This window comes from Oceanobacillus piezotolerans (genome assembly GCF_003665065.1).
Classification (GTDB): domain Bacteria; phylum Bacillota; class Bacilli; order Bacillales; family Amphibacillaceae; genus Oceanobacillus; species Oceanobacillus piezotolerans.
Genome location: NZ_RCHR01000003.1, coordinates 651884 through 674145 on the forward strand (window position 1 = coordinate 651884; position 22262 = coordinate 674145).

Sequence of the window (22262 nt, forward strand, 5' to 3'; positions counted from 1 at the left end):
CTTTCCATATAATGGAGCCCCTCCTTCATGCGGATTTTATTCCGAATATTCTGTATACAAACCCGAGAGAGGTGCAAATTATGAACTTTGAATTAACGAAAGAACAGCAGATGGTACAAACTTTGGTTCATGATTTTGCAGAGCAAGAAATTAAGCCAAGAGCGATAGAACTAGATAAAGAGGCTATATTTCCAGCAGATATATTTGAACAAATGGGTAAGCTCGGCTTCCTTGGCATTCCATTCCCAGAGCAATATGGAGGTTCAGGTGGAGACACAGTAGCTTATGCTATTGCTGTTATGGAAATAGGCCGTGCATGCGGAGGGACCGGCCTTAGTTATGCAGCAGCTGTCTCATTGGGGGCAAGCCCATTCTACTATTTTGGAACAGAAGAGCAGAAACAATCCTATCTGCTTCCGCTTGCAGAAGGAAGGGAGCTTGCCGCATTTTGCTTAACCGAACCGAATGCTGGTTCAGATGCCGGAGGAACAAAGACAACTGCCGTCCTGGAAGGAAATGAATACGTTATCAATGGAGAAAAGTGTTTTATTACGAACGCGAGCTATGCGAAGGTGTTAATTGTCACAGCAGTAACGGGCAAAGATGCCAAGGGCAGAAATACCATTTCTTCTATTATTGTTCCTGCTGACACGAAAGGGCTAAAAATCACGGAGCCTTATGAAAAGATGGGAGTACGTGCTTCAAACACAGCCGAAATTATTTTTCAAGATGTGAGGGTGCCTAAGGAAAATATATTAGGAAGCCCAAATAAGGGTTTCAAGCAATTCCTAAAAACTTTAGATGGCGGGAGAATTTCCATTGCTGCCTTAGGTGTTGGCATCGCTCAAGCCGCTTTGGATAAAGCATTAAATTATGCAAAAGAAAGAAATCAGTTTGGCAAATCCATTTCCAATTTTCAGGCCATACAATTTAAGCTGGCAGACATGGCAATGGAAGTAGAGCTTGCTAGAAATATGGTGTATAAAGCTGCATGGTTAAAGGACCAGAGGAAACCATTTGGAAAGGAAGCGGCTTTTGCGAAGCTTTTTGCCACAGAGACAGCATTTCGATCTGCAAATCAGGCCATTCAGATTCACGGTGGCTATGGCTATATGCAGGAATATGAGGTAGAGCGGTATTTACGGGATGCCAAATTACTTGAAATTGGGGAAGGGACATCAGAGATTCAAAGACTTGTTATAGCAAGGCATTTAGGCTGTTAAAAAACTTAGTTCGATTTTCGTGGAAATAAAAGTATTGATGCCAATTGAAAAAAGTAACAACGACTTTATTTGTTATTCTCCTAAACTATTCTTTATAAAAGGAGGGCTTCTTACATGCATGAAGTTAGAGCAACAATGGCGGGCAGTGTATGGCGAGTAGAGGTGAAGGTCGGGGATACAGTAGAGATAGACCAAGAGGTTGTAGTTATCGAATCGATGAAAATGGAAATCCCCATTTTGACAGAAAAAGCTGGCCGTATAAAAGCACTACATGTGGCAGCTGGTGACTTTATTGATGAAGGGGATTTGCTTGTAACCATAGAATAGACCTAAACATTAGCAGCTAATCACTAACCTAGTAAGGAGGGGATACCATGGCAGAATTGGTTACTTTACAGCGAGTAAAAGATCATATTGCTATTCTGAAGTTATGTCGTGAGGAGAAAGCAAATGCCATGTCCCAAGCATTACTGGAACAACTCAATGATAAGATTCTTATCATTAAGCAAGATCCTTCCTTTTATTGTGCAATTATACATGGTGAAGGAGTAAAGGCATTTTGTGCTGGTGCCGACCTTAAGGAACGTAAAAGAATGAGTGATAAGGAAGTAATACGAGCGGTTCAATATATTGGAAATACGGTGGATAGTATAGAAAAATTAGAGATTCCAGTGATTGCTGCCATCAATGGAGCAGCATTTGGAGGAGGATTAGAGCTTGCTCTTGCGTGTGATATGCGAATTGCTTCCCGAACAGCCATGTTAGGATTAACGGAAACGTCGCTAGCAATTATACCAGGGGCAGGAGGCACACAGCGGCTCCCACGTCTTATTGGGGCAGGACAGGCAAAACGGCTCATTTATACAGCCCAGCCAATTACCGCAGAGGAAGCTTACGCGATTGGGCTAGTAGAAGTCTTAGTGGAACAAGAGCATCTTGTAGAAAGAGCTCTTTCTGTTGCAGAGAAGATTGCAGGTAATGGCCCATTAGCTTTGAGACAAGCAAAGCTAGCAATTAACAAAGGAAGTGATATGAATCTAGCAGCAGGGCTATTAGTCGAGCATCAGGCATATAAGGAAACGATTTCTACAAAAGACCGTACTGAGGGGTTACTGGCATTTAGTGAAAAGCGAAAACCAACGTATAAGGGAATGTAGAGGTGGATGACATGACTTTTAGGGATGTTTTTCAGAATAGAGTAGATAAAATTAAACAAGGTGGCCAAGAAAAATATCATGAAAGTAATAAATCAAAGGGCAAGTTATTTGTTCGGGAGCGTCTTCAACTATTATTGGATGATGGTGTAGACGTAGAGGATGCTTTTTTTGCCAACTGTATGGCAGAGGATTTACCGGCAGATGGTGTTGTGACAGGGATTGGAAAAATCAATGGTCAAACCGTTTGCGTGATGGCCAATGATTCTACAGTGAAGGCTGGATCATGGGGGAAACGAACGGTAGAGAAAATATTACGGATCCAAGAGACTGCTATAAAGCTGGAAGTGCCTTTTATCTATCTTGTTGATTCGGCAGGTGCAAGGATTACGGACCAGATTGAGATGTTTCCTAATCGCCGCGGGGCAGGAAGGATCTTCTATAATCAGATTAAAATGTCTGGTCGCGTACCGCAAGTCTGCCTGCTATTCGGTCCATCTGCCGCAGGTGGGGCTTATATTCCGGCATTTTGCGATGTAGTCATCATGGTGGAAGGCAATGCCTCCATGTACTTGGGTTCACCAAGAATGGCGGAGAAGGTGATTGGCGAAAAGGTTAGTTTAGAAGAAATGGGTGGAGCTAAGATGCATTGCAGCGTCTCAGGTGTGGGGGATGTATTGGCAAATAACGAACAGGAAGCAATATCTTATGCCCAGCACTACTTAAGTTATTTTCCAGCTAATTTCCGTGGTAAAGCTCCTGCACAAGCTTCGAAAGCGGTAAAAGCAAGTGGGCGAACCATTCGGGAAATCATTCCTGAAAGTCCGAATACTCCTTTTAATATGTATGCATTAATTGATAAGGTGATTGATGAAAATTCTTTTTGCGAAATTAAGAAATACTTTGCCCAGGAGTTGATTACAGGGCTTGCACGGATCGATGGAAAGGTGATTGGGATCATTGCCAATCAGCCACTGGTAAAAGGCGGAGTTTTATTCACAGATTCCGCTGATAAAGCGGCTAAGTTTATTCAGTTGTGTGATGCTTTCCATATCCCGCTGTTGTTCCTAACCGATGTACCAGGTTTTATGATTGGAACCAAAGTGGAAAGGCAAGGAATCATTCGTCATGGAGCCAAGATGCTTTCAGCGATGACAGAAGCAACTGTTCCGAAGATTTCCGTTATTGTTAGGAAAGCTTATGGTGCAGGGCTTTATGCGATGGCTGGACCAGCATTTGAGCCAGATTGTGTATTAGCATTTCCGAATGCACAGATTGCTGTAATGGGACCGGAGGCTGCGGTAAATGCTGTCTATGCCAATAGAATAGCTGCACTGCCAGAGGATGAGAGAATTCGATTTATCGAAGAAAAGCACCGTGAATATCAGGAGGAAATCGATATATATCGTTTGGCCTCCGAGATGATTGTCGATGATATTATTGACCCAGATCAACTGAGAGAACAATTGGTGAAGCGATATGCCGCTTACGAAATGAAAAACATTACCTTCACGGAAAGAAAGCATGGTGTTTATCCTGTTTAAACCTTGACGTTACTCGTTGAGGTTTTTTAATGTACAATAATTATATTATGTTAACTACAGTCATGGTGTATTTTCTTAATTTTAATGAATGTATAGAATTATGCCGCCAATTTACGTATAATAGGTTTAAATTGGGGAATTAGGAGAATAGGGAATGACACAAAAAACAATCAATAAGGCAGTAACAAAAGAGCAAATAGCAGCAATGTATCAACTTATGAAGCAACATCATAATAAAAATGCATTGAAACTGATTGATCTATATGAAAAATTACATAAAAATGAATTTGTCATCAGCTTTGCGGGACATTTCTCAGCCGGGAAATCTTCGATGATTAATGCTGTGCTGGGGGAAGAAATATTACCAAAAAGTCCAATTCCTACTAGTGCGAATGTAGTGAAGATTAATTCAGGTAAAGGACTGGCGCGTGCCTATTTAACAACTGGGGAAACCATTGAATTTCATGAGCCATATGATATGGAAATTATTAAAGCGTATTCAAAAGATAAAGATGCCATTAAAAGGATTGAATTAAATACAAGTAAACCACTTATTCCCGCCGGTTACGCATTAATGGATACTCCAGGAATCGATGCAGCGGATGATGCCGACCGCATTATGACAGAAGGGGCACTGCATACGGTAGATTATCTTTTTTACATTATGGATTATAATCATGTCCAGTCTGAAGTCAATCTGCAATTCTTGCGTGCGGTTCAGGAGAAAGCGATTCCGTATGCAATAATTATCAATCAAATGGATAAACATGATGAGAATGAATTATCCTTTGAGGCGTTCGAGTCAAGTATTAACCGAACCTTTGAGCAGTGGAACATTCAACCTGAAAAGATTTATTATACTTCCTTGAAGGACCCGAATATCGCTCACAATCAGCTGGAAAAAGTAAAGAGTAAACTGAAATCTTTGATGACTGGCGTGCGAGAGGTAGAGATTGCCACCCCTTTACATCAGGTGATGAAAGAACATAAGCACTATCTTATCCAGCAATACCAAGAACAATTCGGAGAAACCGATGACAGTGATGAATCTGCAGCTATCGATAACGAATACCATGATATTGCTTCCGAATTAGAACGGCTGGAGCAGCTGCCGAGATTATTGGAAGAGGAATTCCTTCAGGAGCTCAATCAGACCCTAAGGAATGCTTATCTTATGCCTGCAGCATTACGGGAGAGAGCAGAACAGTTCTTAGAATCACAGCAAAAAGGCTTTAAGGTCGGATTATTGGGGGCAAAGAAAAAGACGGAGGAAGAAATAGATAGACGAATAGAGGCATTTTTGACGCCTCTCCAAGAAAGTATTGAGTCAACCGTTCAATGGAAGTTACGTGAAAGGCTGGCAGAAGTCGCTGAAAAATATGAAATAAAAGATGAAGCATCAAAGCAGCACATTCAAGAATTGGAAATCCGCTATACGAAAGAGCAGCTGCTGAAATTAGTAAAACCCGGTGCAAACCTTAATGGAGACTATGTCTTACATTACACCGATGAAATTGCAAACGATATTAAGCTGCAGTTTAAGCGGGAAGCTAGAAAGATTGTGGATGAATTACTACAGGCAATAAATAAAGAAAACGCGGGTAAAAAGCAGGAGTATATGAGGTTAAAAGAAAGCTTCCATGAGAAGCTGGCAGAAAAGCAAAAGAGAAATGAGGGCCATGAACGTTTACAGCAGCAAATCGAACAAATGAATGAAATTCTTATTTCAAGCGATTTTGATAACACTGGTGTAATCGAAATCCAGCAGCATATTGCCGAGAGGAATGCAAAAATCAAAGAGATCGACGTTTCCACATTGAACTGGGACAAGAAAGAAAATAATCAACAGCGGGAAGAATGGACGGAACAGCAACAGAACACTGCAACTACTTCATCAGAATCAACTCTGAAAGTGCTCGATAAAACGATCCAGGAAGTAGAAGGCTTATTAGGGTTTGATTCTTTAATAGAAGATTTAAAGGAGAAGAAAACACGCCTGTCCAACCGCAATTATACGATTGCGTTATTTGGTGCATTTAGTGCTGGAAAGTCATCTTTTGCAAATGCTTTAATAGGAGAAAATGTGTTACCTGTATCACCTAATCCTACGACAGCTACCGTGAATCGTATTTGTCCGGTAACTAAGAAACAGCCACATGGCACAGTGGTTGTTACATTAAAGGATGAGAAGTCTTTAGCAGAGGATGTTATGCAGATCACAAAGCATTTCTCTCCGCCACAAGCTGATCTAAAAGGATTGCTAGACTGGGTCGTGAAGCAGGAATTAACAAGAGAGAAATCCCTTAATCAGATGTACCGCGCATATTTAACAGCTATGATTACTGGTTATCCAGTGATGGAAGAGCATATCGGTGCATCCATCACGATTGAATTAACTGATTTTGCAACGTATGTAACCGACGAAACGAGGGCTTGTTATATTGCTTCCATGGATTTATATTACGATTCTGCGTTAACAAGGCAAGGAATTACACTAGTGGATACGCCTGGAGCGGATTCGGTTAATGCGAGACATACGAATGTTGCCTTTGAGTATATTAAGCACGCTGATGCGATTCTATATGTTACTTATTACAATCATGCTTTATCACGAGCGGACCGTGACTTTCTTACGCAGCTTGGAAGGGTAAAGGAATCTTTTCAATTAGATAAAATGTTCTTCATCGTGAATGCAGCTGATTTGGCTAAAAATGAGGAAGAGCTTCAATTGGTTGTATCCTATGTACAGGAGCAATTAGTGAAACTTGGTATTCGATTACCAAGGCTGTATCCATTATCCAGTAAGCGGTCTCTCCAAGAAAAACTGGATAGCAGTACGTTAAATGCACAAATGCAGGCATTCGAAGATCGCTTTTACCAATTTATCCATCAAGACTTAATTGCACTGACACAACAAGCAGCGATGTGGGATATAAGCCGAACCTATCATGCATTGGTACGATTAATAGAATCTCTGAATCTCGATGAAAAGGCAAAAGAAGATAGAAAGCAGGACCTGCTTCTGAAGCAGAGAAGATTGGAGGAGTTTATTAAAACTGCAAGATCCTCTATCTTTCTTGACCGGATTCATGATAAAATAGAAAAGCAACTCTTTTATGTATTAGAACGCCTTTCGATTCGATATCATGATATGTTTAAGGACTTTTTCAATCCTGCAACTATTACAGAATCCGGCTCAATGGGCAAGGTCCAGGTGAGAAAAGCGATGGAAGAATTAACCGATTATATTGGTTATGAGCTCCTGCAAGAATTACAGGCTGTTGCTATTCGCGTCGAGACGTTTATGCAAGAGGAGGCGCAACGTTTTTATCAACTGTTTGTTACGGAAAGCAAGCAAACCGACGAAATTTTTGAACTGTCAAATTGGAGTGCTCCTGAAATACAGACACCTGACGTTGCACGAGCATTTGATAAGCTTGATTTTTCGATTTTTGACAAGGCTGTGGTGACATTTAAAGGAACAAAATCCTTCTTTGAGAAAAATGAAAAAGAAAAAACAAAGGAGTTGTTCTTTGAGGCGCTGAAGCCTTTAGCAAAAGAATATATAGAAACTAACAGAGTGCATTTTACCAGTGAATATGGCGAGGCATGGGAATCTTTAGTTACTGGACTTAAAGGGTTCTCGGCAAATGCGATTAATAAGCTGGTAGCAAACAACATTGAAATGATGGGAACGAATTTAGATAAGGGCGCTTTACTTGAGAAGCAAACAATGATTCGCTCTATAATAAGAGAGCTTGGAATAGAGGAAGTGTAAGTTATGGAAAAAAATAGAGTATTACTGGTAGACGGAATGGCGCTTTTATTTAGAGGATTTTTTGCCACTTCTTTTCGTGGAAATTTTATGCTGACAAAATCTGGTGTTCCGACAAATGGAATCTATCAGTTTATGCGTTACTTTTTAGATGCAGTGGAAACCTTTGAACCAACACATACGATTTGCTGTTGGGATATGGGGAGCAAGACATTTCGTACGGAACTTTATCAGGATTATAAAGGGAACAGAGGAGAACCGCCTATCGAATTAATACCACAATTTGATCTGGTTAAAGAAGTAGTCGAAGCCTTTGATATGCCGAATATTGGTCTGGAGAATTTCGAAGCCGATGATTGCATTGGAACATTGGCGAAAGCTTACCGAGAAGAGCATGATGTGCTTATCTTGACAGGTGATCAGGATATGCTTCAGCTTGTGGATGATGGAATTAAGGTTGCTATAATGAAAAAGGGCACGGGGAATTATGATGTCTTTACAGTAGACAATTTCCTTGAGAAAAAAGGAATCACTCCAAGACAGGTCATTGATGTGAAAGGCTTAATGGGCGACTCTGCTGATAATTACCCTGGAGTAAAAGGAATCGGGGAGAAGACGGCTATTAAGCTTATTCAAGAGCACGAGTCCATTGACCAGCTGCTTGAAAACCTCGATAACTTGCCAAAAGGAGTACAAACGAAGATTAAAAATAATCTTGATATGCTCCATATGTCGAGGACTCTGGCTGAAATTAAATGCGACGTTCCTGTTCAATGTGCCATTGATGATGCTCTTTGGAATTATAATGAAGAGAAGCTATTAAAGAAATTTGACGAGATGGAATTTAATCATCTCGCCAAATTGATAAGAACTACGGTTTAAGGACCACTTTAATACAGTTATCCTTTTTCTTCTGAAATAGATTATAGCCTTTTTCCGCTTCATGAAGTGGTAAGGTATGTGTAATAATATCTGTCGGGTCAAATTTCTCCTGAACGATTTGCTGATAAAGCTCTGGCATGTAAGCACGTGCTGGAGCTTGTCCCATTTTCAGGGTAATGTTTCTAGCGAAAAAGGGACCAAGTGGAAACATGTTGTACAGGCCACCGTAAACACCAGTAATTTGTACAGTTCCAGCTTTTTTCACGGCTTTGGTTGCGATTTGAATAGGTCCAATGGTACCTCCCTGAAGTTTTAACTTTTGCTCCACGAATTCAAGTGGTGACTTCTTCCCGTCCATACCTACACAATCAATAACAACATCAGCTCCACCTTTGGTCAATTCCTTTAACGTTTCCCCCATGTCATCGTATTTGGTGAAATCATAAACCTCAGATTGATTAACCTTTCTGGCATGCTCTAATCGATAGTCAAAATAATCGATGGCAATCACACGTACTGCTCCCTTTCGCCAGGCGAATTTCTGAGCCATCAAACCTACTGGTCCACAGCCTAAAACGATAACCGTATCGCCTTCTTTTACTCCCGCATGTTCGACACTCCAATAAGCGGTTGGCAGTACATCGGATAAAAATAACAGCTTTTCATCCTCTAGTTCACAATCCTCTGGAATGACAAATGGCGTATAATTGCCAAATGGGACCCGCAAGTATTCTGCTTGTCCTCCAGGGTAATTTCCGAACTTCTCTGTATAGCCAAAGTATCCTCCAGAGTCATAGTGAGGGTTGGCATTATCGCATTGGCTTTCAATATGATTATGACAATACGGACAGTTGCCACAAGCGACAGTAAATGGGATAACGACCCTGTCGCCTTTTTTTACCTTCGTTACATCGGGACCAACTTCCTCCACAATGCCCATTGGCTCATGTCCAATAATATAGTCCTTTGGAATCGGCATATTTCCTTGGTATAAATGTAAATCAGAGCCGCAGATGGCTGTTGAAGTTATTTTTATAATGATATCATCTGCTGCTTTGATGACTGGATCTGCTACATTAGAAACCTCTACCTGGTATTTTCCTTGGTAAGTTACTGCTTTCACCTAATTTTCGCCTCCTATTGTTCGTTGTCTTTAGAATTGCTTTTAACTGCAAATTTATGTATTTGGTTAGACTTTTTCCTGTTTCATCCATATACTATTTTGCAGATACAAAAAGGATAAGGGGGAAGCATATGATTCATGTATTTGTATATGGGACATTAATGCAAGGGGAACGGAATCACCATTTGCTAAAGTCGGCGACCTGTGTCTATCGTGAAGCTTATGTTTTTGGGAAATTATTGGATACAGGATTTGGCTATCCTGCTTGGGTTTACGATAAGGATACATTTACTTATGGAGAGGTCTACGAGGTGGACAGTTCTATACTAAAAGAATTAGATCAATTGGAAGATTACAGGGAAGGCAGAGACCATAATTTATTTGAAAGAATAAAAATAACGGCTTATAACGATAGAGATGATCACATAGATTGTTATATCTATGCCGCTGGAGAGCGGTTAATGAATTCTACAATAGAAATTCCTCATGGAAATTGGAGTGTATATAAATATTTACAAAAGAGTACCTACTACTATTTTGCATATGGATCTTGTATGGATCATGAACGCTTTAAGGAACATGGTGTAGACGCTTATTTTCAATCCATTATTGGAAAAGGAATACTGCGGGATTATGGATTTCGTTTTTCACGGGAATCGCTTGATGGAGGAAAAGCGGATATTATTTCATCTCCAAAGGAAATCGTGGAAGGGGTTATTTACAATGTTCCAAAGGAAGCACTGGATTATTTATACAAGAGAGAGGGAGTATTCTTTCAAAGTTATCGTCCGATTGTAGTGGAAGTAACTCTGAAAGATGAAAAGAGGTTACGAGTAATTACTTTTACAGGAGTGGAAAAATCACAAGAAACACCTCCAACAAAACATTATGCAGAGGAGATTTTCCGAGGAGCAAGCAACATTCTCAGCGATACTTATAGACAGAAATTGCAGGAACGCATCGATAGACTGGGTACTTCTAATTAATAGAAACATCATGATCAAAGGGGTATAATAGTAGAAGCGATAATGATATAGCATTTCTATATGATTAATCAGAGAATGTGTTAGAAAGTAGGTATAAGAATGAAAGTTGTAGACAATATATCCGATTTAATTGGGGAAACTCCGATCGTGAAACTGAATAAAGTGGTCCCGGAAGATGCAGCAGAGGTCTATGTAAAACTGGAACTGTTTAATCCAAGTAAAAGTGTGAAAGACCGTGCGGCATTTAATATGATTCTGGAAGCTGAGCAACAAGGAGAATTAAAACCAGGAGCGACAATTATCGAACCCACAAGTGGCAATACGGGAATTGGACTTGCGATGAATGCGGCAGCACGTGGCTATAAGGCGATTTTAGTAATGCCAGATAACAGCACGATGGAAAGAAGAAATATTGTACAGGCATATGGTGCGGAAGTGGTGCTTACACCAGCAGAGGAAAAGATGCCAGGATGTATTAGAAAAGCACTCCAGCTGCAAGAGCAAATTCCAGGCAGCTTTATTCCTCAGCAGTTTGAAAATAAAGCGAATCCAGATATTCACAGGACGACAACAGCACCAGAAATTTTGGAACAAATGGATCATGACTTAGACGCCTTTGTATGTACTGCTGGAACGGGTGGAACAGTTACTGGTACGGGGGAAACACTGAAAGAGAAGTTGCCAAACCTGCATGTAGCTGTTGTAGAACCAAAGGGTTCACCAGTATTATCTGGCGGTAAACCAGGAAAGCATATGCTTGTTGGAACGAGTCCGGGCTTTGTTCCTGACATACTAAACACGGATGTATACGATGAAATCATTCAAATTGCGGATGAAGATGCGATTGATATGCTGCGTAAACTCGCACGTACAGAAGGCATTTTCATTGGACCTTCAGGGGCTGCCGCTGTGTTTGCTGCGATACAGGTAGCAAGAAAGCTAGGAAAAGGCAAGAAGGTAGTTTGCTTGGCACCTGATTCTGGAGAGCGCTACTTAAGTATGAATCTATTTGATGAGGAGTAAGTGGATGACCATATCTGAAACTTACGTTGACATAATACTTTCCCTCTTTGAGTCAAATAGAAACGAAGAAAATGCGGTACCGATGGCTAAATATATGCGCAACCGTTATCCCTTTTTAGGGATTAAAACACCACAAAGAAGAAATCTCATGAGGCAATTTTACAAAGAGACCAATATTTTGAAACAAGCCTTTCTCCCGGAATTTGTATGGGCATTATGGGAACTGGAGGAGCGGGAATATCAACAAGCTGCTCTAGATTACATGGATCGGATGCGTAAGAAGTTAGAACCAACCCACATGCCGCTGATGGAGAAACTCATTACTACTAAATCCTGGTGGGACACTGTAGATGCCTTAGCCTCAAAGTCAATTGGCCATATTGCTGGAACCAATCCAGAAGTAATTCCAGACTATATAGAAAAGTGGGCAACGAGCAGCAATATGTGGCTTAATCGAACAGCGATTCTCTTTCAATTAAAATACAAAGAGACCACGGATGAAGCATTGCTCTATCGTTACATAGGCATCCATAACACCAGTAAGGAATTTTTCATCCAAAAAGCAATAGGCTGGGCACTAAGAGAATATTCAAAGACCAATCCAAACTCGGTGCGTTGTTTTATAAATGAAAGTCAACTTGCTGCATTGAGTGTACGAGAAGGTTCTAAATATATATAAGACTAAAAAACTCGCTAATACAGCGAGTTTTTTTATTAAGATATATTTTCTTTATTTTCCAAATATGGTAAATTAAGTAGAGGGGGAAGGGGGAAAAAGAATGATACGCAAAGCAACAGCCGAAGATATGGATGCACTCACATTTCTTATGGGGGAATTAGGCTATCCGACAACGAAGAAAGAAATGAGCAGGCGCTTTTATAATATAGAAGGAAGTGGCTGGTATAACACATTAGTGGCAGAAAGGGATGGAAAAGTGGTTGGGATGATTGGAATGATGCTTGGTATGCATTATGAAAAGAATGCCAATTATGTCAGAGTCGTTGCACTCATCGTCGAAAATAGTTACCGTAAACAAGGTATAGGTGCACAGCTATTAGATGCAGCAGAGCAATGGGGATTAGAGCACGATGCCATCACCCTTGTTTTAAATAGCGGGAATAGGAATGAACGCGAAGATGCGCACCGGTTTTATACCAATAAAGGTTTTGAGGGAAAAGCGACAGGATTTTATAAATCATTAGTGAAATAAAAGTCTGAAGTATGAACACGGTTCAGCACATAATATAATAAGACGTGCAAGGTAAACACGTCTTACTTACAAATACTACATATTAACAAAAGGGGAATTCGTGTCGAGCTCTCCTTTTACTTTTTTCACTCGCAGTTCTTCTCCTTTAAGCCATTTTTGTAAATCAATAATGAATGGAGGACGGTCTCCGCCAAGGGAATACCAAGCCTTCATTTCACGAGGGAAATAGGCAGAGGTATGCAGGGTTCCCGCCCATGCACCGTATTTTTTAGAGAATACTCCCTTGTCTGTATCGTTCATTAATCTATAGGCACTATATCCATCAGTGATTCCCTGTTGCTGTTGTTTAATTACACTTAGGCGGCTAATGGATTCGTCCATTTTATAACGATTTTCATCTGTTAATGTATCAAAATGATTGGTACAGGCATTATCACTTCGGGTTACAACGCTTCTGGGTGACGCTTCTACAATAATCGATTTTCCAGTCTGATCCATTATGACATAATTAAAGGAATGGCGGTGGGGAAGTTCTGTTAATAAATGGACTGCTTCTTCTATAGTTGCACAGGTTTCTAACACAAGGCGAGCAACCATATTACAAACAAATCCATCCATCCCTTTTTTTCGATGAACAAAATTATAGCCCACTACAAGGCCTTTTTCATTCAAACCATCGGTTCTGCCAGTGATTTGCATCGTTGGCCCTAGACTTGCATAGCCTTGATCAGTTGGCTGGTAAAGCATATATCTGCCTTCATAGGTTTCTGGAGCATTATCATAATTGCGAACGAGAGAATTAGAGGTTGTTATGATCGAGCAGCCACTTCTGCCATACTCTAAGTAATATCCCCCAAACTCTTTTAAGGCCTCTTCCCAAGGCATTTGCAGAGCATCACCTAATCCTTCCAGCTCTTCTAATATACTTGGATGAAAGGTCTGAAAAGCATCCATTGCCTTTGTGACATCTATTGTATAATTCTTTTTATTCCTGCCTGATTGCTTTCTGCGATTCGGTAGAATAGGGGATGTCCTAAGCCATTCCCCTTGTTTATATCCAAACTGATAATGATTCCCCCGAAAGGTGAACATATCGCTATATACTTGAATCATTCTTTTGCACCTCTCTTGTTGCTACTGTGATTGAAGTATATAAGATACAATAGAAAAAAGAAATGAATACGAACTATATGCTATAATAATCGAAAAAACAGGAAAGAGTGAAAAAATGAACAAAAAGTGGCTTTTTTTATTTTTAGGTATCATGATGATTTTTATCCTATCTGCATGCGGACAAGAGAACGAGGGAAATACCTCACCGGAAGAACATACTGGAGAAAATCCTGTTGTGACAATAACGATGGAAAATGATGAGCAAATTGTGCTGGAACTGTATCCAGATGTTGCGCCTAATACGGTAGCAAACTTTGTATCACTAGTGGAAGAGGGTTACTATGATGGTTTAACGTTTCATAGAGTTATCCCTGACTTTATGATTCAAGGTGGGGATCCAAAAGGAGATGGCACAGGTGGACCGGGTTACGCGATAAAAGGGGAATTTAGTTCTAACGGTTTTGAAAATGACTTGGCACATGAAAGAGGGGTTATCTCGATGGCGCGTTCCATGGACCCTGATTCCGCCGGCTCTCAATTCTTTATTATGCATCAAGACTCTCCTCACTTAGACGGAGAATATGCCGCTTTTGGACGCGTGACAGAAGGAATGGAAACGGTCGATCAGATTGTTTCCGTTGAACGAGATGGAATGGACAAGCCGTTAGAGGATCAGGTGATGAAGAAAGTTGAAGTGGATACAAAGGGCGAGAATTTTCCTGAACCTGAGAAAATGGAATAAAAACGCACTTTAAAATGAGTTTGGATCATGATTGCAAGGGAAAACTTAACATAAAGATACTTAATCTTACAGAGTTATAGAAAGCATATAAAGACTAATTGTTACAGCAAATCTGCATAGGCAAAATATCCCCAGTAAAATAGCTCGTTTGTTATAACGAGCATTTTTACTGGGGATAATTGTGTGATTTGAACGAAACCAATTTGAAAAACTCCTTTGTTCATTTTCATGATTCAATGATTTTTTGGCAGTGAATCTTTAACTTGTTTGTTCTAAAGAATTAGATTGTAAGGTTTGCTGAATCCTTTCATCAAGAACTTGAATCCGCTCAAGCGCAGAGAAATAATCAATTTCCCTGTAATGATGGCCTCCGCCTGGCTCCTCGTCCTTCTCATCTGCTTCTGCTACGACCGTTTGTAATGAGTTCAAGTGCAACTTTCCTTCTGGAAGATAGGAATCTGTGTGTAACAGGACTGCAAGGGCAATCTCTTTCGCATCATGTAAATTCTCCCCACACCGAACGAGGAGCTTATGTGCTCTGGCAGCACCTTTGATGGCATGAATATCATTTTCCTTGTACATCTCATAGTTCCATTCTCCGTCTTTAGAATACCATTCATAGTGACCGATATCATGGAGAAATCCAGCTTTAGCTGCTAAATCAGGATTTACATTTGTTTTTAAAGCTATATCATATGCCATTTCTGCAACAGAAATCGCATGTGCCATACCAGAACGACCAACGTATTTCTGTACAATCGGATGAATAAATAACTTCTCTAATGTCACGTTACGCTTCATGATATCTCCTCCTATTTATAATCGAAAATTATATATTGTTTGCAATAGTAACATCTTTTATCTCTCATTTCAATCTATTTGCAAGATGACTTACCACGTGAAAGGAAGGTAAAAGAGGAACGGTATAGTAAATAGACTACAAAACCTAAAATTTTAAACAAAATACCCATATATTGGAAAAATAATAAAATTATGTGAAACCATTTTTGAATTCCTCCGTATTACTTAGAGAAGAAATCATGTAACATAACTCCTCTACGTCTTTAGGCTTAGATCAGATTACAGTTCAAGTGTCTGGTGCCGTTGGCAAAAAAGAGCTAGGATAAGGCTACATGAATTGGAGTGGAACTTTATATACCTTAGGGGGAGATTTATTTGTCAGAAGCCGCAATGAAAATTATCAATTTAAAGAAATCTATTGGAAAGAAGGAAATTATTAAGGGATTGGATTTTGAAATCCATAAAGGGGAAGTATTTGGTTTTATCGGACCGAATGGTGCGGGGAAAACAACAACCATTCGAATGATGGTAGGTTTGATGAAAATAACAGATGGAGACGTACATATTCTTGGTAAAAGTATCAAACAGGATTATAAAGAAGCAATCAAAGAGGTCGGGGCAATTGTAGAAAATCCGGAAATGTATCCCTTTATGACCGGTATGCAGAATTTAAAGCATTTTGCTCGAATGATTCCAGGCGTAACGATGGAGAACATCAAAGAGGTTGTTTCCTTAGTCAATTTGGAAAAGGCGATTCATGACAAGGTTGGAAAGTACTCTTTAGGAATGAGACAGCGATTGGGTATCGCGCAAGCTCTCCTGCATCATCCATCTGTATTAATCCTTGATGAACCGACAAATGGACTGGACCCAGCGGGTATTCGTGAAATTCGTCACTATGTTCGCCGTTTAGCCACGGAAAAAAATGTAGCGGTTATTATTTCCAGCCACCTTTTATCCGAAGTGGAACTCATGTGTGACCGAATTGGAATCATTAAGAATGGGGAACTCATTGCGATTCAATCGGTAAATGATAATGAACAAATGGAACCGGAAGCCATTACTGTTCAATTAGAGGTGCGACCTGCAAATAAAGCCATTGAACTATTAAAAACAAATCATCAAATCGATGCAACCCTAACACGCGGGCTTGTAACATTGCAAATTGGCAGGGAACAAATACCAAACATCATTAAAACATTTGTCGAGCATGATGTTTCCGTTTATCAAGTAGAAATTCCGAAATCTACGCTGGAAGATAAGTTCTTTGATGTGATAGGAGAGAGTGTGAATGGGTAATCTATTTAAGCTTACGTACAATGAAATTTTTAAAATTTATATACAGAAATCAACCTGGGCGATGTATATTCTCCTTGCGATACTGTTAATTGGTTTAGGAATTCTTAGTAATACGATGGGAGACTATACGGATTATACGGAAGAGAATTGGCGCACGGAATTACAAGCGGAAAATGAAAAGCTGACAGAAGAAATGGAACAAGATGAATTCATGCAAGGATATAATTCTTCGGTGATCGCGAAGAACAATTACTACTTAGAGAATGACATTCAGCCTGTAGGTTATGGAGCATGGCAATTTGTCATGGAGAATCAGCTTTTCCTTTCGATTGTAAGTTTATTTACCATAGTTGTAGCTGGGGGAATTATTGCTAATGAATTCCGCTGGGGGACGATAAAGCTTTTATTAATCCGTCCGATTTCAAGGTCTAAGATTTTACTGTCCAAGTTCATCGCTGTATTGTTATTTGCGCTCGTTACCCTTGTTTTCGTTATTGTTTTATCGTTTATTATAGGTGCTCTTTTCTTTGGCATTGAAGGTCTTAATCCATCTATTGTGATAGAAGGTGCGAATGGATTAGAATATGTATCTGTTCTCGGGCAGGTTGCTTCAGGCTATGGCTTCAAGCTAATCAATCTTGTCATGATGGCTACGTTTGCGTTTATGATCTCAAGTATTTTCCGAAATAGTGCACTTGCTATTGGATTAGCCGTATTTCTAATGATGGCAGGAAGTTCGATTGTTTCCTTCTTTGCCGATAAAGAATGGGCGAAGTATATCCTGTTTGCAAATACAGATTTAAGCCAATATGCCAATGGAGCCGAACCCTGGATTGAGGGGATGAGTCTCTCATTCTCTGTAACGATGCTCATTATCTACTTTATCGTCTTTGTTGTGGCAGCATGGAGTGTGTTTACAAAACGTGATGTAGCAGGAAACTAAAAATATACGAAACATAAGAAGATGCTCAAGGGATTTCTTGGGCATCTTTTTGCAGTATGATAAAATATGTTAGAACATTAAGAAAAGTAACGTGAGAAGGGATGGTTATATGAAAGTATTATTTCATGGAGCAGGTGCATTAGGGGGATATTTCGGTGGCAGGATGCTAGAGGCTGGATATAACGTTTCCTATTTGGTGAGGGAAAGAAGAGCAGAGCAACTGCGGAAGGAAGGTTTGAAGATTCATAGTCCGGCAGGTGATTATGAAAATAAAGAAGTGAAGCTATATACTTCCACTGAGGAAATAGAAGAGATGGATCTGATCATTCTCGCAGTTAAAGGCTATCACCTCCAACAGGCAATCCCACAGATTAAAGTGATTGCCCAGCGAACAGGAGCATTTGTCCTCCCTTTATTAAATGGCATGGAGCATATTCAGCAATTAAGGGAAGCGGTTGGTATCGAAAAGGTGCTAGGCGGATTTGCATCGATTATTGCAACATTGAACGACAAAGGCCATGTAATCCATTCCAATAAAGGAAGTGCCATCAAGTTTGGAGCCCTTCACGAGGCACAAGTCGGCATCTGTGAAAAATTGGAAGAGATAAATCATGATATCCAGGCAGCTATTTTGCGTGAAGATGATATTTTAAAACATATGTGGAAAAAGTACATTTTTATAACAGCATTTTCTGGTGTGACCTCGGCAACAAAGCTCCCAGCAGGATTTATTGCAAATATAGAAGCAACATATAGAGTAGCAAGAAATGTCGTGTTGGAGATGTCCCAGTTAGCCGGTAAGGAGGGGATCTCTTTTTCAGAAGAAGAAGTGGATAAAATCGTTTCCAGCATGAGAGGTCTTGCGAAAGAGGCGACTTCCTCGATGCATCAGGATTTGCGAAAGGGTTTACCGATAGAAGTAGAGCATTTACATGGGGGAGCATTGCGAATGGCAGCAAAGCATGATTTACAGTTACCTGTCATTGAAACGCTATATGGGTTATTAAAGCCATATGAGAACGGGGAGCCAAATAATAGGCAGTAAAAAAACAGGAGTTGAAGTGATGAAGAAAGAAAAGCTTCAAAAGAAGTATGATAAACAAGCCAGAATGTATGACAATCATCGTAATGAGTACCTCCATAAATGGAGAAATAAACTATTAGCGAAAGCTTCTGGCAGCGTATTAGAAGTAGGGGTAGGTGCAGGAGCTAACTTTCCTTTTTACCAAGAGGCGACCGAACACATTACAGCAGTTGACATGAGCATAGAAATGATAAAACGGGCGAAAAGAAGAGCAGCCCAATATAATCTCCAGACAACTTTTCTCCAAAAAGATGTCGATGAACTACACTTTAAAGCCGAGTCTTTTGACTGTATTGTTTCCAGTTTAACAGTATGTGCCTACCCAGATCCGGTTTCGACACTTCAACGATTTAGTCACTGGTGTAAGAAAGACGGGAGGATTCTATTGCTGGAGCATGGTATAAGTCCCCATGCCTTTCTAAAAATGGCTCAACATGCAATCGATCCGCTGTACAAGATAATCTCTGGATGCCATTGTAATCGAGATATATTAAACCTTCTTAAGAAAGCGAATATAAACGTTATCAACGTCGATCGGCAATGGAAGGGGATGCTTTATGTCATCGAAGCATCTCCAGCTCAGTGAAGTTAGGAGAGGGAGGCTTTGTTAGTTAGAAGATTCCTCCCTGACACTTTAGTCCATGTTCTGAAGCTTTCTAACATTATTAGAGTGAAACGGGGAATCCACTTGTTCATCTACTACACTAAATGGGTTCTGATCTAAATCGTAGAAATCAAAGTACTTCATTCCCCCAAAGTCTTTAATTGGTGTAGTAGTCACATTATTTTCATGAAAGTGCTTATATGCAAGGTTAATGTCATCCACTACAAAATTATAATAAGAATTTTTCTTATTACCCTTAATGACAAACTCTGTTGGTTGCTTGGTATCAACTTCCACAAGGGCAAGTTGTGTAGAACCATTTGGGAGGTAAAACCCTGCCCCATCTTCCCAGCTGTCAATCAACTTTGCACCCAAGTTCTTCTCATACCATTCGATAGACTTCTTTACATTTGTAACAGGAATAAATATGCCGCCAATTTTAAACATATACATTCTCCTTCCTTTATTGCAGGTTAGCTGGCTGTAAGACTCATAATGAGAAGAATCCGATTAGAATAGATGAAAAGTGAGTAGGGGAGTGGTTCTTGTCAAACGCCTAATACTCGCCTCATAGTCAAACCCATTGTGGTGTTAAAACTCAGTGAAGTTTCACTTTACCTGCCTATTCTTTTCCATTCTAGATGAAGGGTCCAGATTCCTCCTTTTCCAGTCAACACAACCTTATATCTAATAAAAATAAGGATCACAGGACATAATATCATTAACTTAACCCTAGGAGGATACCAACGTGGCGAACCATTTATCCATTTTCGCTTTAGGCGGCTTAAATGAAATTGGAAAAAATATGTATGTAATAGAATATGGTGAGGATATGATCATCATCGATTGCGGGAATAAATTTCCAGATGAGAGCTTATTGGGAATTGACTTAATTATCCCGGATATATCCTATTTAATCGAAAACAAAGAAAAGGTGAAAGCGTTAATTGTGACGCATGGTCATGAAGATCACATTGGCGGAATTCCATTTTTATTAAAACAGCTTAGAATCCCTGTATATGCCACACGATTTACGTTAGGTCTAATCGAACTTAAATTAAAAGAGCATAGAATTCTGAGAGAAAGTCAGCTCATTGAAATCAATAGTGAGTCGCATTTTTCAGTTGGAGCTATTGGTGTTCAATTTTTCAAAGTGACTCACAGTATTCCAGATTGTTTAGGAATCGTCTTTCAGACACCGGAAGGGAATATTGTGCATACTGGAGATTTTAAATTTGATTTAACCCCTGTAAATAACCAGCATTCAGAAATACATAAGATGGCTTCAATTGGATCGGAGGGAGTCTTGCTTCTGTTATCTGAATCCACTAATGTGGAGCGGCCAGGGTGGACTCCAACAGAACAAAGAGTTGGAGAGCATGTGGACGCGGTGTTTATGAAAGCAGACCGGAAAATTATTATTTCTACTTTTGCTTCCAATGTAAGTCGTGTTCAGCAGGTGGTACATGCAGCATATAAAACAAATCGAAAACTGGCGCTGCTAGGACGAAGCATGGTCAATGTCGTTAGAATTGCAATGGAACGTGGTTATCTTACCGTTCCAGATGGAATGTTAATCGACCGGGATGAGATCCATGATTTTCCTCCAGAAAAAGTTGTCATTCTGTGTACAGGTAGTCAGGGAGAACCAATGGCAGCACTAGCTAGACTGTCAACTGGGAATTTCCGCGGAGTGGAAGTTTTACCCGGGGATACGATTATTTTTGCTGCTGGTCCAATACCAGGAAATGAAAAAGCAGTCACCACGATCGTAGACAATTTATATGCACTGGGAGCAAAAGTGATTTACGGGTCAGGAAGCACTTCGGGAATGCATGTTTCTGGTCATGGATACCAGGAAGATTTGAAGTTTATGCTGACAATAATGAAACCGAAATACTTTATTCCCATTCATGGTGAATATCGAATGCTGCATCATCATCGATTGTTGGCAGAAACCGTTGGTGTTGAACGGGAGAATACGTTTATTTTGAAAAACGGTGACATCGTGGATATTGAAGAAGGTATGGCACGTCAAACACGCAATATACCGATTGGGGACTCTTACGTAGATCATGGCGACGTTGGAATTGGGGAATTTGTCTTACGTGATCGTAAGAAACTGTCTGAGGATGGTATGCTGATGATAATTGTCACCTTGAGCAAGAGTGACGAGAGGATGCTGTCCGAGCCAGAAACGATATCTCGTGGCTTTATTGACCGGGACTTCTCGGGAATACGTAAAGAAGTAAACAAAATAACAATAGAAACGGTAAATGAACTATTATTGGCGAGCCGAACATCAAGGAACACGATGAAAAAGAATATTAAAAAAGCAGTTCGCGAATATATCGGAGCTAAGCATAAGAAAAAGCCAATGATCGTACCCATTATCATTGAAATATAATGAGTAGTGTTGTTATCGCCTCGTGTTATAAGTAAAGAGTTATCGGTAAATGGAGAACTTTAAAAAATATCCACCTCCATTTACCGATAAATCGTTGGTGTAGCTTTGACATTTTTTATAATTATTCTTTTTCTCTTTCGTAAACGTACTTTGCATAATGCGTCATCTTCATTTCATACATAGAATTCATACTCATCAAGTCTTCTTCTTAAATAATAGACTGAATAAAACTATCTCCCTATACCAATAGGCCCTATATAATACAATCCAATTGGTTTGAAAAGTTGGTTTAAGAGTAACTATTACAGCAACGTTAGCCACTTGAGTTTCTTTATACTTACTTTAATT

General features: G+C 39.9%; 20 protein-coding genes. 16 read left to right on the forward strand and 4 right to left on the reverse strand.

From position 1 onward, the window contains the following. The first annotated feature begins 80 nt into the window (after positions 1-80). From D8M04_RS11285 to D8M04_RS11310, 6 genes are all read left to right on the forward strand, one after another. Positions 81-1223, forward strand: a complete 1143-nt coding sequence (locus tag D8M04_RS11285) for an acyl-CoA dehydrogenase family protein (protein ID WP_121523160.1) — start codon at positions 81-83, stop codon at positions 1221-1223. Between the two features lie 114 nt (positions 1224-1337). Continuing rightward, positions 1338-1550, forward strand: coding sequence for an acetyl-CoA carboxylase biotin carboxyl carrier protein subunit (locus tag D8M04_RS11290; RefSeq protein ID WP_121523016.1), 213 nt, complete (start codon positions 1338-1340; stop codon positions 1548-1550). A 47-nt stretch (positions 1551-1597) separates the two neighbouring features. Beyond that, positions 1598-2380, forward strand: coding sequence for an enoyl-CoA hydratase-related protein (locus D8M04_RS11295; RefSeq protein WP_121523017.1), 783 nt, complete (start codon positions 1598-1600; stop codon positions 2378-2380). Positions 2381-2391: 11 nt separating this feature from the next. Further along, positions 2392-3921 carry an acyl-CoA carboxylase subunit beta gene (locus D8M04_RS11300; RefSeq protein WP_121523018.1) on the forward strand — a complete coding sequence of 510 codons (1530 nt, stop codon included), beginning with the start codon at positions 2392-2394 and terminating at the stop codon, positions 3919-3921. Positions 3922-4075: 154 nt separating this feature from the next. Continuing rightward, the gene (locus D8M04_RS11305) at positions 4076-7699 is read left to right on the forward strand and encodes a dynamin family protein (RefSeq protein WP_121523019.1); all 3624 of its coding nucleotides are present in this window, start codon (positions 4076-4078) and stop codon (positions 7697-7699) included. A gap of 3 nt (positions 7700-7702) precedes the next feature. Then, positions 7703-8578, forward strand: a complete 876-nt coding sequence (locus D8M04_RS11310) for a 5'-3' exonuclease (protein WP_121523020.1) — start codon at positions 7703-7705, stop codon at positions 8576-8578. On the opposite strand, the gene D8M04_RS11315 is transcribed toward D8M04_RS11310, so the two are convergent. Continuing rightward, complete coding sequence (locus D8M04_RS11315; RefSeq protein ID WP_121523021.1) at positions 8568-9701, reverse strand: zinc-dependent alcohol dehydrogenase; 1134 nt, start codon at positions 9699-9701, stop codon at positions 8568-8570. The two genes, D8M04_RS11310 and D8M04_RS11315, sit on opposite strands and share 11 nt — an antisense overlap. A gap of 131 nt (positions 9702-9832) precedes the next feature. On the opposite strand from D8M04_RS11315, the gene D8M04_RS11320 reads away from it, so the two are divergent. The 4 genes from D8M04_RS11320 (at position 9833) to D8M04_RS11335 (ending at position 12921) form a co-directional block, all read left to right on the forward strand. Next, positions 9833-10687, forward strand: coding sequence for a gamma-glutamylcyclotransferase family protein (locus D8M04_RS11320; protein ID WP_158595112.1), 855 nt, complete (start codon positions 9833-9835; stop codon positions 10685-10687). Between the two features lie 99 nt (positions 10688-10786). Beyond that, on the forward strand, positions 10787-11710 hold the full coding sequence (cysK, locus tag D8M04_RS11325; RefSeq protein ID WP_121523023.1) for a cysteine synthase A: 924 nt from the start codon (positions 10787-10789) through the stop codon (positions 11708-11710). 4 nt (positions 11711-11714) lie between these two features. Then, the gene (locus D8M04_RS11330; protein ID WP_121523024.1) at positions 11715-12389 is read left to right on the forward strand and encodes a DNA alkylation repair protein; all 675 of its coding nucleotides are present in this window, start codon (positions 11715-11717) and stop codon (positions 12387-12389) included. Positions 12390-12489: 100 nt separating this feature from the next. Further along, positions 12490-12921 (forward strand): GNAT family N-acetyltransferase, encoded by a 432-nt coding sequence (locus D8M04_RS11335; RefSeq protein WP_121523025.1) that lies wholly within the window; start codon positions 12490-12492, stop codon positions 12919-12921. Between the two features lie 75 nt (positions 12922-12996). On the opposite strand, the gene D8M04_RS11340 is transcribed toward D8M04_RS11335, so the two are convergent. Next, positions 12997-14034, reverse strand: coding sequence for a C45 family autoproteolytic acyltransferase/hydrolase (locus D8M04_RS11340; protein ID WP_121523026.1), 1038 nt, complete (start codon positions 14032-14034; stop codon positions 12997-12999). Between the two features lie 115 nt (positions 14035-14149). Here D8M04_RS11340 and D8M04_RS11345 point away from each other — a divergent pair, with 115 nt between their 5' ends. Next, positions 14150-14776 carry a peptidylprolyl isomerase gene (locus D8M04_RS11345; protein WP_121523027.1) on the forward strand — a complete coding sequence of 209 codons (627 nt, stop codon included), beginning with the start codon at positions 14150-14152 and terminating at the stop codon, positions 14774-14776. Positions 14777-15034: 258 nt separating this feature from the next. On the opposite strand, the gene D8M04_RS11350 is transcribed toward D8M04_RS11345, so the two are convergent. Beyond that, positions 15035-15577: an HD domain-containing protein gene (locus tag D8M04_RS11350; RefSeq protein ID WP_121523028.1), complete on the reverse strand. Its 543-nt coding sequence runs from the start codon at positions 15575-15577 to the stop codon at positions 15035-15037. Positions 15578-15952: 375 nt separating this feature from the next. Here D8M04_RS11350 and D8M04_RS11355 point away from each other — a divergent pair, with 375 nt between their 5' ends. From D8M04_RS11355 to D8M04_RS11370, 4 genes are all read left to right on the forward strand, one after another. Beyond that, positions 15953-16876, forward strand: coding sequence for an ABC transporter ATP-binding protein (locus tag D8M04_RS11355; protein ID WP_121523029.1), 924 nt, complete (start codon positions 15953-15955; stop codon positions 16874-16876). Continuing rightward, a complete protein-coding gene (locus D8M04_RS11360) occupies positions 16869-17819 on the forward strand; it encodes an ABC transporter permease (RefSeq protein ID WP_121523030.1) in 951 nt (316 codons plus the stop codon). Before D8M04_RS11355 ends, D8M04_RS11360 begins: the two co-directional genes overlap by 8 nt. A gap of 109 nt (positions 17820-17928) precedes the next feature. Next, positions 17929-18864, forward strand: a complete 936-nt coding sequence (locus D8M04_RS11365) for a ketopantoate reductase family protein (RefSeq protein ID WP_121523031.1) — start codon at positions 17929-17931, stop codon at positions 18862-18864. 19 nt (positions 18865-18883) lie between these two features. Beyond that, on the forward strand, positions 18884-19489 hold the full coding sequence (locus tag D8M04_RS11370) for a class I SAM-dependent methyltransferase (protein ID WP_121523032.1): 606 nt from the start codon (positions 18884-18886) through the stop codon (positions 19487-19489). A 48-nt stretch (positions 19490-19537) separates the two neighbouring features. On the opposite strand, the gene D8M04_RS11375 is transcribed toward D8M04_RS11370, so the two are convergent. Further along, complete coding sequence (locus tag D8M04_RS11375; protein ID WP_121523033.1) at positions 19538-19954, reverse strand: VOC family protein; 417 nt, start codon at positions 19952-19954, stop codon at positions 19538-19540. Between the two features lie 358 nt (positions 19955-20312). On the opposite strand from D8M04_RS11375, the gene D8M04_RS11380 reads away from it, so the two are divergent. Next, positions 20313-21914 carry a ribonuclease J gene (locus D8M04_RS11380; RefSeq protein ID WP_246001215.1) on the forward strand — a complete coding sequence of 534 codons (1602 nt, stop codon included), beginning with the start codon at positions 20313-20315 and terminating at the stop codon, positions 21912-21914. The last annotated feature ends 348 nt before the right edge of the window (positions 21915-22262 follow it).

What these genes read in the sequence shown, in the direction of transcription:
- D8M04_RS11330 (WP_121523024.1), top strand. Translation starts at nt 11,715, where the DNA reads ATGACCATATCTGAAACTTACGTTGACATAATACTTTCCCTCTTTGAG.
- D8M04_RS11290 (WP_121523016.1), top strand. Translation starts at nt 1,338, where the DNA reads ATGCATGAAGTTAGAGCAACAATGGCGGGCAGTGTATGGCGAGTAGAG.
- cysK (WP_121523023.1), top strand. Translation starts at nt 10,787, where the DNA reads ATGAAAGTTGTAGACAATATATCCGATTTAATTGGGGAAACTCCGATC.
- D8M04_RS11310 (WP_121523020.1), top strand. Translation starts at nt 7,703, where the DNA reads ATGGAAAAAAATAGAGTATTACTGGTAGACGGAATGGCGCTTTTATTT.
- D8M04_RS11350 (WP_121523028.1), bottom strand. Translation starts at nt 15,577, where the DNA reads ATGAAGCGTAACGTGACATTAGAGAAGTTATTTATTCATCCGATTGTA.
- D8M04_RS11300 (WP_121523018.1), top strand. Translation starts at nt 2,392, where the DNA reads ATGACTTTTAGGGATGTTTTTCAGAATAGAGTAGATAAAATTAAACAA.
- D8M04_RS11360 (WP_121523030.1), top strand. Translation starts at nt 16,869, where the DNA reads ATGGGTAATCTATTTAAGCTTACGTACAATGAAATTTTTAAAATTTAT.
- D8M04_RS11295 (WP_121523017.1), top strand. Translation starts at nt 1,598, where the DNA reads ATGGCAGAATTGGTTACTTTACAGCGAGTAAAAGATCATATTGCTATT.
- D8M04_RS11305 (WP_121523019.1), top strand. Translation starts at nt 4,076, where the DNA reads ATGACACAAAAAACAATCAATAAGGCAGTAACAAAAGAGCAAATAGCA.
- D8M04_RS11370 (WP_121523032.1), top strand. Translation starts at nt 18,884, where the DNA reads ATGAAGAAAGAAAAGCTTCAAAAGAAGTATGATAAACAAGCCAGAATG.
- D8M04_RS11340 (WP_121523026.1), bottom strand. Translation starts at nt 14,034, where the DNA reads ATGATTCAAGTATATAGCGATATGTTCACCTTTCGGGGGAATCATTAT.
- D8M04_RS11365 (WP_121523031.1), top strand. Translation starts at nt 17,929, where the DNA reads ATGAAAGTATTATTTCATGGAGCAGGTGCATTAGGGGGATATTTCGGT.
- D8M04_RS11380 (WP_246001215.1), top strand. Translation starts at nt 20,313, where the DNA reads ATGTATGTAATAGAATATGGTGAGGATATGATCATCATCGATTGCGGG.
- D8M04_RS11285 (WP_121523160.1), top strand. Translation starts at nt 81, where the DNA reads ATGAACTTTGAATTAACGAAAGAACAGCAGATGGTACAAACTTTGGTT.
- D8M04_RS11335 (WP_121523025.1), top strand. Translation starts at nt 12,490, where the DNA reads ATGATACGCAAAGCAACAGCCGAAGATATGGATGCACTCACATTTCTT.
- D8M04_RS11345 (WP_121523027.1), top strand. Translation starts at nt 14,150, where the DNA reads ATGAACAAAAAGTGGCTTTTTTTATTTTTAGGTATCATGATGATTTTT.
- D8M04_RS11375 (WP_121523033.1), bottom strand. Translation starts at nt 19,954, where the DNA reads ATGTTTAAAATTGGCGGCATATTTATTCCTGTTACAAATGTAAAGAAG.
- D8M04_RS11320 (WP_158595112.1), top strand. Translation starts at nt 9,833, where the DNA reads ATGATTCATGTATTTGTATATGGGACATTAATGCAAGGGGAACGGAAT.